Source organism: Leeuwenhoekiella aequorea, assembly GCF_004104375.1.
GTDB classification, from domain to species: Bacteria; Bacteroidota; Bacteroidia; order Flavobacteriales; family Flavobacteriaceae; genus Leeuwenhoekiella; species Leeuwenhoekiella aequorea.
Window position 1 is genome coordinate 163,437 of the sequence record NZ_QOVM01000002.1, and the last position, 13,829, is coordinate 177,265.

General features: G+C 34.4%; 14 protein-coding genes. 5 read left to right on the forward strand and 9 right to left on the reverse strand.

What is annotated here, in order from left to right; genetic code table 11:
* Window positions 1–178 precede the first annotated feature (178 nt).
* Genes DSM00_RS15735 through smpB form a run of 4 tightly spaced genes read right to left on the reverse strand, consistent with a single transcriptional unit; the run spans window position 179 to window position 3,810 of the window.
* The gene (locus DSM00_RS15735) at window positions 179–409 is read right to left on the reverse strand and encodes a hypothetical protein (protein WP_317127830.1); all 231 of its coding nucleotides are present in this window, start codon (window positions 407–409) and stop codon (window positions 179–181) included.
* 9 nt (window positions 410–418) lie between these two features.
* A complete protein-coding gene (locus DSM00_RS04710) occupies window positions 419–805 on the reverse strand; it encodes a hypothetical protein (protein ID WP_128756878.1) in 387 nt (128 codons plus the stop codon).
* A gap of 32 nt (window positions 806–837) precedes the next feature.
* A complete protein-coding gene (locus DSM00_RS04715) occupies window positions 838–3,297 on the reverse strand; it encodes a DUF5686 and carboxypeptidase regulatory-like domain-containing protein (RefSeq protein ID WP_128756879.1) in 2,460 nt (819 codons plus the stop codon).
* A gap of 48 nt (window positions 3,298–3,345) precedes the next feature.
* On the reverse strand, window positions 3,346–3,810 hold the full coding sequence (gene smpB, locus DSM00_RS04720) for an SsrA-binding protein SmpB (protein WP_128756880.1): 465 nt from the start codon (window positions 3,808–3,810) through the stop codon (window positions 3,346–3,348).
* Between the two features lie 82 nt (window positions 3,811–3,892).
* Between smpB and DSM00_RS04725 the strand changes: the two genes are divergently transcribed.
* Complete coding sequence (locus DSM00_RS04725; protein ID WP_128756881.1) at window positions 3,893–4,645, forward strand: DUF6503 family protein; 753 nt, start codon at window positions 3,893–3,895, stop codon at window positions 4,643–4,645.
* Here the strand turns inward: DSM00_RS04725 and DSM00_RS04730 are convergent.
* Window positions 4,623–5,168 carry a phosphoglycerate mutase family protein gene (locus DSM00_RS04730; protein WP_128756882.1) on the reverse strand — a complete coding sequence of 182 codons (546 nt, stop codon included), beginning with the start codon at window positions 5,166–5,168 and terminating at the stop codon, window positions 4,623–4,625. The two genes, DSM00_RS04725 and DSM00_RS04730, sit on opposite strands and share 23 nt — an antisense overlap.
* A gap of 120 nt (window positions 5,169–5,288) precedes the next feature.
* Between DSM00_RS04730 and DSM00_RS04735 the strand changes: the two genes are divergently transcribed.
* Both DSM00_RS04735 and DSM00_RS04740 read left to right on the forward strand, forming a co-directional pair.
* Window positions 5,289–5,474 carry a CsbD family protein gene (locus DSM00_RS04735; protein ID WP_128756883.1) on the forward strand — a complete coding sequence of 62 codons (186 nt, stop codon included), beginning with the start codon at window positions 5,289–5,291 and terminating at the stop codon, window positions 5,472–5,474.
* 78 nt (window positions 5,475–5,552) lie between these two features.
* Window positions 5,553–6,845: an anthranilate synthase component I family protein gene (locus DSM00_RS04740; RefSeq protein WP_128756884.1), complete on the forward strand. Its 1,293-nt coding sequence runs from the start codon at window positions 5,553–5,555 to the stop codon at window positions 6,843–6,845.
* Here the strand turns inward: DSM00_RS04740 and DSM00_RS04745 are convergent.
* Together DSM00_RS04745 and DSM00_RS04750 are read right to left on the reverse strand one after the other, a co-directional pair.
* Window positions 6,842–7,477 carry a Crp/Fnr family transcriptional regulator gene (locus DSM00_RS04745; RefSeq protein ID WP_128756885.1) on the reverse strand — a complete coding sequence of 212 codons (636 nt, stop codon included), beginning with the start codon at window positions 7,475–7,477 and terminating at the stop codon, window positions 6,842–6,844. The two genes, DSM00_RS04740 and DSM00_RS04745, sit on opposite strands and share 4 nt — an antisense overlap.
* Before the next feature lie 19 nt (window positions 7,478–7,496).
* Entirely contained in the window at window positions 7,497–9,251 is a 1,755-nt protein-coding gene (locus tag DSM00_RS04750; protein ID WP_128756886.1) for a mechanosensitive ion channel family protein, read from the reverse strand.
* 338 nt (window positions 9,252–9,589) lie between these two features.
* On the opposite strand from DSM00_RS04750, the gene DSM00_RS04755 reads away from it, so the two are divergent.
* Window positions 9,590–11,125, forward strand: coding sequence for a glycogen synthase (locus DSM00_RS04755; protein WP_128756887.1), 1,536 nt, complete (start codon window positions 9,590–9,592; stop codon window positions 11,123–11,125).
* A 136-nt stretch (window positions 11,126–11,261) separates the two neighbouring features.
* Window positions 11,262–11,855, forward strand: coding sequence for a DUF4202 domain-containing protein (locus DSM00_RS04760; protein WP_394365792.1), 594 nt, complete (start codon window positions 11,262–11,264; stop codon window positions 11,853–11,855).
* Window positions 11,856–11,886: 31 nt separating this feature from the next.
* Here DSM00_RS04760 and moaA read toward each other — a convergent pair whose 3' ends face one another.
* Both moaA and moaCB read right to left on the reverse strand, forming a co-directional pair.
* A complete protein-coding gene (gene moaA, locus DSM00_RS04765; RefSeq protein ID WP_128756888.1) occupies window positions 11,887–12,894 on the reverse strand; it encodes a GTP 3',8-cyclase MoaA in 1,008 nt (335 codons plus the stop codon).
* Window positions 12,887–13,804 carry a bifunctional molybdenum cofactor biosynthesis protein MoaC/MoaB gene (moaCB, locus tag DSM00_RS04770; RefSeq protein WP_128756889.1) on the reverse strand — a complete coding sequence of 306 codons (918 nt, stop codon included), beginning with the start codon at window positions 13,802–13,804 and terminating at the stop codon, window positions 12,887–12,889. The genes moaA and moaCB overlap by 8 nt, the downstream gene beginning before the upstream one ends.
* Window positions 13,805–13,829: the final 25 nt, after the last annotated feature.

Genomic DNA, 13,829 nt, shown 5'->3' on the forward strand with positions numbered 1-13,829 from the left:
TTTTACGGCCTACAAAACGTTTTTCAATTAAGATTTTGTCGTCTAATGTTTTGAAGTAGTTCAATACTTCGTGCAGTTTTTCGTGATATTGCTCAAGGAGTATTGTTATAGAAAGGGAGCTGTTCTCGACACCTTCATTTTTTAGATATTCAAATTGTGTATCATTCAGTTTTAAATCTTAAGCATAGGTCATCATTCGATCTAAAACACCGGTTATATGTTGAAGATGAAATGCAATACTAGCTCTGCCGGCAGGCTTTAACCATAATTGATTATCTGTAAAATCAGATAACCAATAATTCAAATCTTCTCCAGTCTGCCTCAAAGCGTGTGCCGCCGGTTGTAGATAAGTTGATATATTATCAATAGGACCTCTTAACCAAACTTCTTCTTTCTTTAGATTATTCATAGTTTAGTTTTAACATCCACATTCTCCATATATTGGTGTTGTAAATACTGCACCATCGGGAGCGGTTACCGTAAGAATACCTTCTTTGTGAAATAGTTCTTGATCTAATTGAACCTCTTTTTCAACTTCAATTTGTATCTGATAATTTTTTAAATCTTTATTTTCCGGATCTACAGCAATAAGATCACCTGCAACATTTATCATACCGGGAGCTTCACCATATTTATCGAGATAAATAAACTTTTGAGCTGCAAATTCTTCTTCACTTACAGCATAATAGCAGCTGCAACCAATCATTTTTGTTGGGAAACCCTCTATTTTATCGAGTTCCAGGACTTTGTCAGATTTGCAACCACTAGCAATTAAAATAATACTGAAAATTAATAGTAAACGCATAATTTTTAAATTAAAATACAAAGAATAAGCGATCAAAAACTAATACCAAATACAAATGTCCCTTCTTTATTAGGACCATTAAAGGATCTAACGTAGTCAACTCGTAAAAATTTTAATTTACCAAAACCTAGATTATCTACACCAATATTGAATTCGGTGTATGGTTTATTTTCATTCGTTAGAAGGGTATGAACTCCGGTAACTAGATTTAAGTTTAGTGCTCTAAGAGCTGGTACTTTCCCAAGAATAAAACCTTTAAAATTATGCTCGATATGTGCCTCAAGAAAGCTATTATTAGTACTAAAATCATAGTATGGCATTGCATTAAAACCGGTTAATCTTTGGTTTCTGAGATTTACAAAGGTTTGGTTACCATTAAAGTGCTGGTAATCAACAAAACTTATATTTTCAGCATTTAAAAATGTTCCTCCGGTAACAGCATAACCAAAATCTCCTTTGTTACCTAATGTTAACTCCTGGCGTATTTCTGCTTTGAGCTCTGTAAAGTTATAATCTGAATTTGTAGCTCCAAGAGTTTGCTCGGCAGTTAAATAAAGTGTTGGATATTTTGAATCGTCTACTTTGAACTTTCCATCGGGATAACTCATGTATTTCTGATCAAAATTTACTACAGCCTGTAAATTAAACTTTGCAAGACTATGGGTTTCAAAACTAGGATTTGTAAAATCTTGCGGATTTAATGGATTGTTTGAAGTATATGGAAAATCCCAATCAAAAAATGTCTGGTCTGTAGTATTAAACAGGGGTGAACGTTTTTCATACCCTGCTTGCACTGTAAGTTGCAATCCATTAACTACTTCTTGAGAGAAAGTTAGTCTTGCAAAATCAAGCTCATAGAATTTCGCGTAGTTCTTTTTCCAAATCAGAGTCGCAAAACTATTTTCTAATGTAGAGATCGGTTGTTCAGAATTAAACTGCTGCGTTTGAGTTCCCGCAGCTAGGGCTAAGGTTGTATTTTTTATTCTATCAAAACGTTTGGCAAATCTTCCAGTAACTCTCAAACGTTCCTCATCAAGACCATAATTTGCAGCTAGACTCACGTTAGTTGCCTGTTTATAATTTTCTGTCCACGTAGAATAGTTAATGCCGGCTGAAGCGTTAAATCCCTGAATGGTATTAAAAGCCACCGAAGTTAAAACGGGATCGTAACTCAATCGCCATCTGTCGTATGTATTCTGAAAACTGTAGCCCATAAGTATATCACCCAACCTAAATTTGTTATGTGCAGTATCTACGGAATCTTTATAAGGTTTAGAATCGCGTTTTTCTTGCAAACTATCCTTTATTACATAATCCTGGCGCTCTGCAGAAGTAAGCGGAATTGGACGGATTTGCTGCCAGAAAGCACTATCTTTTGTATTGGCTTCGGGTTTAAAACTTAATACTTCATTGGTAAAACTCGTACGATCAAATTTCGGGTTAAAATCATAGTTACTATAAACTGCTGAAAATCTTCCGTTTCCACCAAAACCAAATAGTTTAAAACTGAAATCGATACTTTGCGAAATTTTCACCCATAACTCTTGGATTTCATCATACTTAAAATTATGCTTGAAAACTAAAGACTCTACAAAAGGAACTTGAATTGCAGAACCTGTGGTTGTAAGTTCTACACCATAAAGCTGCCAGTCATCTTCAACTACATACAATAAACCTTCAAATACGCGATCATTTTTACGTTTTGGCGTAACCTGAATTTTATTTATGAGTTTATTATCTGTTTTAAATGTGCCTATGAGTTTGTAAGTATAGTAGTTAAAGGCGTTATCTGCGATAGGAGAAACCAGTTGTGCCTGTATTTCTAAAGTATTGTTGTAAAATGAAAAGTCTGCTTCTTGAGCACTATTAAAACTAAAGCCATTACTATCACCACTCACTTTACTAGCCGTAATAACTTCTTTAAAATCATCTGGAGCCTTATAAGCGATTTTAGATATAGTTTCACTTAGATAAACAATTCCGGTTCTTGTTGAGTCTAAGCCGCCTCCGAGATCTCCAATTTCCTGACCAAAGAATTTCTCTGGAGCATTTTCTACACGCCATAATCCCCGGGAATAAAAATCTGCAGTGTACTCTCTTTGTTTATCTAAAATTTGAGGTTTAGACTTAATGACCTCGCGTATAATTCTATCTGCGGGGTTTGTTTTTGCGTTTAATACAACTTCATCGAGAGAAGTCGTTTCCTCGGTTAATACCGCATTTAATGTAAAAGGAAACTTTTTGATATCAATTTCAATATCCTGAGTTGTATATCCTAAAAATTGAAAAGTAACGACGTGTTTTCCTAATTTACCCACATTTAAGTTATAAACACCATCACCGTTAGAAGTTGTCCCGGTGTTGGCATTTTTTAGATAAATATTTACATAGGGTAGCGGCTCATTTTGAGCATTAGTAACAGTACCGTTTATTTGACTATAACCAAAAGAAGATACAACTAGTAAAATGGAGAATAGTAACTTTTTTATCATCTATATGCTTTTGCTTTAAAGACTTAAGCTACTTTTAATACGTTGCAATTAATTATTAAATGCCTTCTTAATTTGTCCTAGTCTCTTCTTAGAATCCCGATCTTTTATAACCTCTCGTTTATCGTATAATTTTTTACCCTTAGCAAGCGCGATCTGCATTTTTGCAAGGCCTCGGTCATTTATAAATAAGCGTAACGGTACGATTGTGAGTCCGCCATTTTTAACTTCTTTATGCAGTTTGTTAAGTTCTCTGCGATTAAGCAGGAGCTTACGACTACTTTTAGGGTTGTGGTTAAAATAGGTAGCGTGAGAATATTCCTGAATGGTCATATTAATAACAAATAACTCATCACTAGAAAATTCACAAAAGCTTTCTGCAATAGACGCTTTTCCTTCACGAATAGATTTTATTTCGGTGCCTGCAAGTTTAATACCTGCAATATATTTATCAAGAATCTCATATTCAAAACGAGCCTTCTTGTTTTTAATGTTTATTGTGTTTTCTTGTTTCATAAGATTGTAAAAGTACTAATTTATCAAATGGACTGCTATTGGCATCAATTACTTTAATTTTGTAAGTCACAAAAAATATATAATGAAAAAATTACTTCTTTTATCCTTTGCAATTTTAAGTTTTGTAGGATGTAAAAAAGAAATCAAAGATCTAGACTCAGCTACAATAATTTCGCGGGCCATTGAACGTGCGGGAGGAAATATTATAGATACTGCAACCATCACATTTAATTTTAGAGATAAATTTTACAGAGCTTATCGCAATAATGGTGCGTATCGCCTGGAGCGCTGTTCTGATGGTACTTGTAACGATACACTTGATCAATTGACAAATTCAGACTTTAAACGTTTGATAAATAATAAAGCAATTACTCTAGAAGATTCATTGATAAGTAGTCTTGCGGGTGGTGTAAATTCTGTTCATTATTTTTCGGTGTTACCCTATGGTCTTGATGCAGATGCAGTACAAGCAAAGAATGTAGGAGAGTCTGTTGTTAACGGAAAAACATATTATAAAATCGAAGTTAAGTTTGATGAAGAAGGAGGAGGAGAGGACTTTGAAGACAATTATATGTATTGGATAAATACCGAAGATTTTACGGTCGGTTATTTAGCCTACAACTACCACGTCAACGAAGGAGGAACACGTTTTAGAGAAGCTTATAACGAGAGAACTGTGAAGGGTATTCGTTTTGTGGATTATAATAACTACAAAACGGAAGAACAATTTCCTCCGTTAGAATCCTTAGACAGTCTTTTTGAAAATGGAAAACTCGAGCTTCTTTCAAAAATCGAACTAGAAAATATTGAAGTTACTGGTTGTTCCAGTTGTTAAATTCTTTTAGCTCAACTTCAGCAACGCCATTAATAATGCGTACGATGTACAAATTGCCGTAGGTCGCATCATTTATTTCTGAATATTTTTGAGTTCCTAAAATCGCGTTCACAAAGGCTGGTGTCGTATTGCTATGTCCTACAATTAATACCGTTTGTCCAGAGTTCTCATTTTTAAAATTAGAATAGAACGTGGATGAGGGTTCATAGATCTGTACTGATAGATTATTCTTTTTTGCAGTGGGTAGTGCAGTATTGCGTGTACGCTTAAAATCTGTGCTATATACAGCATCAAAATCAATGTCCTTAAATTGCTCTGCCCAGAAATCGGCACGTGCTTTACCGGTTTCGTTTAAAGCAGGATTTTCTCCAGCATTAGGTCCCCTCACTTTGTCAGCATGCCTTATAAAATAGTAGGTGGCATCAGCAGAAGTGGTTTGATCAGGGGTAGCTTTGTTTTTAGATGAATTATTACAAGCTGTTATAATCAGTAGCAATATTGCGGAAAAGATAATTTTAGGCATCGTTTTTTAATTTTAAGTAAATTTAACGCTTGCTTATTAAAGATTGGCTTTTTCTTGGGCGAAATAGTTTATTGATAGAAGTAATTTTAAATATTACTAATAATCAAAAATCTAAATATTATGAATAGCGATCAATTAGAAGGAAAGTGGAAGCAAGTAAGAGGTAAATTTAAAGAAGAGTATGGTGATCTTACTGATGACGATACTACACACGCAGAAGGAAAATTTGACCAAATGCTAGGAAGGCTTCAAGAGAAAACAGGAAAAACTAAAGAGGATATTAAATCCTGGATAGATAAACAATAATCTATCTCTAAATTTAAAAGTAAACCGCTAATTATATTAGCGGTTTTTTTATTTCAATAACTGTAATTTTACGCTCATATGCGTAGTACAGTCACAAGGCAAATTCCGAATGATGTAAATATTGAAACCAGTTTACTACACTGGTTAAAGACATACAACGTGGGATGTTTATTATTATCTAATGGTCATATTGACCCTTATGGGAAATTTGATTATTTATTAGGTGCTGGTGTTAAATCACAATTTGAAACTCAAACAGATGGCGTTTTTGAGGATCTTGAATATTATAGATCTAATACTAAGGATTGGCTTCTGGGTTTCCTAACCTACGACTTAAAAAATAATTTAGAAGATCTAGAATCCGCTAATACTGATGGACTAGGCTTTCCTACAGTATATTTCTTTCAGCCGCTGAAGCTCATTAAAATTAGGAATAGTGTCATAGATTTTATGTATCTGCCAGATGTTGAAGAGGATATTGAAACAGATTATCAGAATATATTTTACAAGTCTCAAAATGATAAATATTCTCAGCGTTATGAATCGCCAGAAATCAAAGTAAGATTTAATAAAGATGCGTATTGTAACCAAGTAAGAAGTATGCTTGACCATATTCAGCGAGGTGATATTTATGAAGCGAACTTTTGTCAGGAGTTTTATGCTGAAACACAAATAGATCCTATAAGAAGTTTTACTCATTTAAATAAAATTTCTCAAGCGCCATTTGCTGCATTTTTAAAGCTAAAGAACAGGTATGCGTTGTGTTCTTCTCCAGAACGTTATTTATGTAAAAGAGGAAGTGAATTAATTAGTCAACCCATAAAAGGTACTGCCGGTAGAAATATAGATCCTAACAAAGACCAACAGGTAGTTTTTCAATTACAAGACGATCTCAAAGAACGTTCTGAGAATATCATGATAACTGACCTCGTTCGTAATGATTTATCTAAAATAGCTAGCAAAGGAAGTGTTGAAGTAGTAGAACTTTGTAAAGTATATTCATTTAAGCAGGTTCATCAAATGATTTCTACTATAACTGCTAAAGTTTCAGGATCAACAAATCCCGTTATGTGTATTGAAAATACATTCCCGATGGGCAGTATGACTGGTGCGCCTAAACTTTCAGCAATGCAAATTATTGAGTCATTAGAAAATACAAAAAGAGGATTATACAGCGGATCGATTGGCTATTTTGAACCCAATGGTGATTTTGATTTCAATGTGGTAATACGTAGTATTTTATATAATGCAGAGAAACCTTACGTTTCCTTTTCAGTAGGAAGTGCAATTACCGCTCAGGCGACACCAGAAAAGGAGTATGAAGAATGTTTGTTAAAAGCAAAAGCGATGCGTGAGACGCTAGAAGCTTAGTCTAAATTAAGAAGTTCTATCTTATTCCGTTGAATGCGAATACGGCCTTCAATTTCTAGTTTTTTAAGTAATCTTGAAATTACTACTCTAGAGGTATGCATCTCATATGCAATATCTTGATGCGTGCTTTGTAAACTAGTACTTTGAGTTAATTTTTGTTTATCTCTAAGGTATTTTAGCAGGCGTTCATCCATACGCATAAACGCAATACTATCGATAGTATCTAACATCTCCTGAAGTCTGTTTTGGTAACTGTCGAATATAAAATTGCGCCAGGATTTATAGGCAGAACTCCATTCTTCCATTTTTTGAATAGGAATCATTATAAGAACGGTATTTAATTCTGCAATCGCTCTAATCTCACTTTTACGTTGACCGCGGTTAACAGATAAGGTAAGTGCACACGTATCACCTTTTTCTAAAAAATACAACAACAACTCATTTCCTTCTGCATCCTCTCTAAGGATTTTTATAGCGCCAGAAATTAATAAGGGCATTGCAGAGATATACTGTCCTATATCCATAAGTAGCTCTCCCTCGGAAACTTCTTTAATGATTCCCACATCTATTATTTCCTGCATTAATTCAGGTTCAAAAATATGGGCATAATTTGCGTGTAATAAATCCTTCATAATTAAGTAACCTAACAGTCTATTGATCTGGGTTGTTTTCTCTCGTTTTCTCGTGCTCAATACGCATTTTAGATAAATGCTCACCATTATCCAATTTGCAAATATACGTGATGAGTTTCTCCCGTAGTGTACAATGAAGGTCCCAAGTTGCTGATGCATCTTTAGCGCTACATAATGCACGTACTTGCATTGTTTTTTCGCTCATATCTACCACCTGTACCACGGGTGGGTGATCGCGATCCCATTTTTCTTCATTTTCAAGTAATTCTTCAAATTTAGATCTAATTGCATTTACATCTGTTTTATAATCTACGTGGAGAATTATAGGTCTAATTTGATGAGCGTTTGTCATGGACCAGTTTTCAAAAGTTTTAGAAATTATTTCCTTAAGCGGTACAATTAAGCGTCTCTCATCCCAAGTGCGAACGACCATATACGTAAATCGAATATCTTCAACATATCCCCAATCGTCATCTATTATCACAGTATCACCTATTCGGGCGGGACGAGTAAGAGCTATTTGAATACCCGCAATTATATTTCCTAAAGTACTTTGAGCAGCAACACCTAAAACAACTGTTGCTAGTCCGGCGGAAGCTATAAGTGAAATTCCTAATTTTTCTAATGATCTAAATTGAGATAGTATTACTGAAAAACCGACGATAATTACTACAAAAGTGAGCACTCTTCTTGCGACAGAAATATAAGTTAGCATCATTCTGGACTCGTTATTCTCTTCCAGATTAGTATCACCTATTTTAGTCTCTGCAACGTAAACCATAAATGAATCGATGAAACGCATTATAAACCAAGTGATTGTACCAATTACGGCAATTAGGAGTATCGCATATAAAGTACTTGCAAAAGTTCCGCCAAAGGAAATAAGTTTATTTAATGAAATGTAAAAAAACAAAACACCTATTGCCCAACCCGCGGGAGTTGCTAATCGTTTAGCAATGGTCTTTACCCAAATTTTATTGGATTTTTTAAAGAGCTTTCTTAAAACTATTAAACTCAATTTTCCTAAAAGGTAACTAAGAAAAATAAGTAGTAACGTTCCTACAAACTTCCAGACGGGCATATTTAGAAATTGAATACGAGCCCAATCTGGCATCATACGATCTAATTCTCTGGGACCATACTTATCATACAAGTCATCAATATTTTCTACAGTATTTGCAGAAATCACCCAGAAAGCACCATATTCTTTGTACTTAATGCGTTGCAAACGTAAAATTATATCTCTACCATCAAGATCTACTTCGCCAAATACCACACTACGCATTGGTTTTCCTGCAATAGCCTGATTTGTGGTTGTACTTATATCTATTTGGCCATCTGGACGGTCTGAGAGTCCGCCCCAATTAATTTTGACTCGTTGATTTAAAACAAAGTAAAATTTTTCAGCAAGTGTGGCAGCCTGCTCTTTAGTTATCGTATTGGGTAATAAATTTAGGTTTAGAGCATAGCTGGCATCTTCAAAATTTCCATTACGAGAACTGTATATAAAATGCTCTAAGGTAGCTTGAGGGGATTGAAAGTTAAACTTGTTTGGAGGTAATCCTGTAGAAGTATTTAATCGGTCAAGTACAAAATAAGCTTCGTTATATTCTCTGATGGCATTAGACAAGTAGGGTCCATTTTTAGAAATGGAAGCCTCATTATCTGGCAAAGAATCTCCGGCTTTACTAGTGGTTAAATCTTGAGCTGTTCCATTAAAACATGTTAGGAATACAAGGATTTTGATTGTGGTGGAGAAGTGGTTGTATCGCATAAAATGTAAAATACTCCCATTTGAGATAAAAGCGTATTAGTAAATCGTTAAAACTAATTTTAAAGAAGTTTTTTATCACTAATTGTTAAACAAACCAACTCTTAATTTAAAATTTATACAGACTTAATTTTTGCTTAAAGTAAAAAGCTATAGATTTAGATTATGAGTTTATGAAAATTGCATTAAATGTAATGGAGCGGTAGTGTGTTTTAAATATTATTTAAGATAATATAATTATTGAAGTACTAATTTGTTCTCTCTTGGAATTATATATAAAGTCCACAATATAATAGAGTTGTTTATTAAACGTGCTTATAGCTAGATCAATACCGAAGTAGATGAAAAATTTCTTATTTGTTTCCGCAGAAAATGATGCGATTGCTAATTGTAAAGCGGGAGGTATGGCAGATGTAGTGAGAGACGTTCCAAGACAACTGGCTGCAAATGGCGATCAGGTTCATGTAGTTGTGCCAGCTTATAACAGACTGCATCACAATGCTTTTTTTATAAGTGACTTAAGGATTAGAATACGAGGTGAAGAAAGTATTGCCTATTTATATGAAGTAAAACCAAAGAAAGATTATTCAGGTATTAAACATTATGTAATACATCATCCTGAAATTGTAGAGGGCAATATTGCTCATATTTATAATGATGATCCTGAAGAGCCCTTTTTCACTGATGCTGTAAAATATTTCATTTTTAATACTGCAGTAGCACAAGCAATAAAACAGAATTTATTTGATCACGTCGATGTGATACACCTTCACGATTGGCATACTTCATTTTTGCTTTTTCATAAACGATATAATTTAGAATACAGTCTATTAAAAGAGAGTTGGTTTGTTTACAGCATCCACAATCTTAGTTTACAAGGAATACGGCCTTTAAATGCAAATTTTGCTTCAGTTAATAATTTTTTTCCTGAAATAGGATATGAATATGAAGTGGTAAAGGATGATCGTTATAACGATTGTATAAACTTGATGGCATTAGGTATACGACTTGCAGACCGGGTGCATACGGTAAGTCCGTCCTATAAACAGGATATTTTAAAACCCAGCCAAAAACCGGAATTTATAGGTGGTGAAAGTTTGGAAAGCGATCTTATCAAAGCAGACCAGGAGGGTCGTTTATATGGGATTTTAAATGGTGTAAACTATGAAAATATCCGTATTGCTGAAAAAGGTAAATTATATCCAAACATTTTAAGGCAATTATTTAAATGGATCCAGGAGGAATCAAAAAAATATAAATCGGATATCTTGGCTAATACCGGTGAGAAAGTAGTTTGTCTATTAGATAACCCGCCTAGTTTTATCGCTTCGAGTGTAGCTAGAATGACCGAGCAAAAATTCTATTTTTTTAAACGGAATCCGCAGGCTTTTAAAGCAATATTAAATGACTTAGCAGCACAAAACGGAATTTTTATTTTGTTAGGAACTGGTGAGCCCGAATATGAAGCTTTAATGCGCGATATAAGTTATGAGCATCCTAATTTTATATTCATAAATGGGCAATCTGAAGATATCATTGATTCTATATATCTAGAATCTGATCTCTATTTTATGCCAAGTCTTTTTGAGCCCTGTGGTATTAGTCAGATGCTAGCTATGCGCAATGGCGTGCTTTGTCTGGTACATCATACCGGTGGGTTAATAGATACTGTAAAGGCCAATATTAATGGTTTTGCATTTGATGGAGACACAATTGATGATAAAATCAACAACATGGTTTTGGCTTTTAATAATGTGCTTGAAGTATTTTATACCGATAAACCAAGATGGAAACGGATGTGCAAAAACGCAAAAGAAGCTCGATTTTCTTGGGAAAATACAGTTGAGCAGTACTACAGCCAACTCTATACCAAATAGTTTTCTAAACAAGCTATAAGCAGATAGATATAAAAGGTCTATCTATCGGGCATCTTTATTTGTATCTTAGGTTTTATTGTAAGCACGACTATTGAAACCAAAATAGCGTGTATATTCATTTATATCATAAATCATTTTGGACAAACAAATCCTAACTCCATTCAATAAAGTTATAGAAGCCATAGATAAGTTAAATGCTGAAGATCCCAACTTAGAATTTTCGGAGGGGCAGGAGATACCTAAAGAACTTTTGTATTCACAGCGTATGACATCACAATTAAATTCATTTGAAACAGAAGCTTCTCTCGAATTACAAATCGCTGCCCGAGCCCAACATATATGTAGATGGAAAATTCCGCGACAAAGTTATCCTATGAATAGAGTGGGCTATTTGACCTGGCGTGAAGATTTAAAAAAAATGCACGCAGATCTTACCGGCTCAATTCTTAGAGAATTTCACTACAAACAGGGATTTATAGATCGAGTCCAGTTTCTAATAAAGAAAAAACACATAAAGAAAGATGAAGATTCTCAAACACTGGAAGACGTTATTTGCTTAGTTTTCCTACAGTATTATTTTGAAGATTTTGCAGCTAAGCACGACAAACAAAAAGTGATTAATATTGTTCAAAAAACCTGGGCAAAAATGTCTGAAAAAGGACATTCAGCTGCATTAAAATTGCCTCTCAGTTCAATAGCTTTAGAACTTGTAGGGAAGGCTTTAGCGTAATTTAATTGAGCTTATAATGAACAATTAATATTTAACCACCTATTGCAATCATACTTCGATTATTTGAATGGAGATCAGGATTTGTTAATTGATCAAAATCGGTCATTCCGGCACGCACAGCCTTTTTGCTATTTAGCGACTTATTGATTAAATCTTCAATATTTTCACCATTTCTAAAGGCGGTCAGCAAGTTAGTTTCATCGTTAGAAAACAAACAGTTTTTTAATTTGCCATCAGCTGTTAGCCGTATACGATTACAGCTATCACAAAATGGATTTGTAACTGAACTAATTATTCCGAAGCTGCCTTTAAAGTGTTCAATTTGAAAATTACGAGCCGTAAAATTTTGTTCATTTGTAAGAGGTTTTAATGATTGTACTCCGTAGAAATCGGTAACTCGATTTAATATTTCGGCTTGACTAACAAGTTTATTTTTATTCCAGGCGTTACCATCAAATGGCATAAACTCTATAAATCGAACATTAATCTCTTGATTGCGAGTTAATTCAATAAAATCGGTGATTTCATCTTCATTAAAATCCTTCATCAAAACCGCATTTATTTTCACATTAAATCCCTCATTTATAAGTTGCTGAATATTATCGTAAGCTAATTTAAACTGGTCACGCCGAGTAATAAACTTGAATTTTTCAGTATCTAAAGTATCTAGACTAACATTAATATCATGTAGTCCGTATTTTTTGAAATCTTCAATAAATCGATCTGTTAGTAAAGCGTTTGTGGTGATTGAAAGCTTAACGGGCAGCTTAGAAAGCTTCTCTAAAATGATCTTAAAATCTTTACGTACTAATGGTTCACCACCAGTAAGTCTAATTTTGTCAACTCCATGGTCTACAAATACTGTAGCAATAGACTCAATCTCATCTGCAGTCATTAAATGTGCACGCGGGCTCAATGCAATACCATCTTTAGGCATACAGTATGTGCAGCGTAGATTACATTTTTCGCTCAACGAAATTCGCAAATAATTATGCGTTCTATTGTGAGTATCTGTAAGTATATTTGAGTCTTTAATCATTAGAATTGTGTTGGGCACCTCTTAAAATTTTAAAAACGTGCAGTAAGTGAGGAAATACAGCATCCATAGATTCGCTCGCTCCGTTTGTAGAGCCTGGCAACGCCAGAATTAAACAATTGCCTAACGTACCGGCAACACTACGCGAAAGCATAGCATAGGGCATACGATCCTGACCATAATTACGAATAGCTTCTTCCACACCTGGAATTCGCCGTTCAAGTATAGGCTCTAAAGCTTCTGGAGTAACATCTCGCATACTCAAACCTGTACCGCCGGTAAATATTAATAAATTAACTGTATCAGATAGTTGAAACGCTTTGCTGCGTATAGTCTCTAAATCATCTGGGATAATCTCATAACCTTGAATTTGCACATTGTGGTTTTGTAATTTGCTGATGATAGCTTTTCCTGCCTGATCTTCTTTTTTGCCTTCTGTAATTGAATCTGAACAAACTATTATATGTGCAGACAAACGGGACGGATTCTGATCTTTAAAGCTGCTTTTACCCCCTTTTTTATGCAGCAACTTCACCGAATTTATTTCAATGCCTTTATCTATAGGCTTAAGCATGTCATACATGGTAAGTGCTATTACCGATGCTCCGTGCATAGCTTCTACCTCAACACCGGTTTTATAAACGGTTTTTACAGTTATTTCAATCTGAATAGATAAATCTTTAATAGAGTAAGCTACAGCAGTATATTCTATAGGTAATGGATGACAATCGGGAATTGTCGTATGTGTATTTTTTACGGCAAATAAACCTGCTGTTTTTGCCATTTCAAATACATTTCCCTTGGGCACTTTATTCTTTTCTAGCGCTTCAATTGTTTCCGGTTTACTAACCGTTACAGTAGCTTGTGCTGTAGCGGTGCGTAAGGTGGTTATTTTATGAGTTATATCTACCATTATATAAATTCTAGTTGAGAGATTT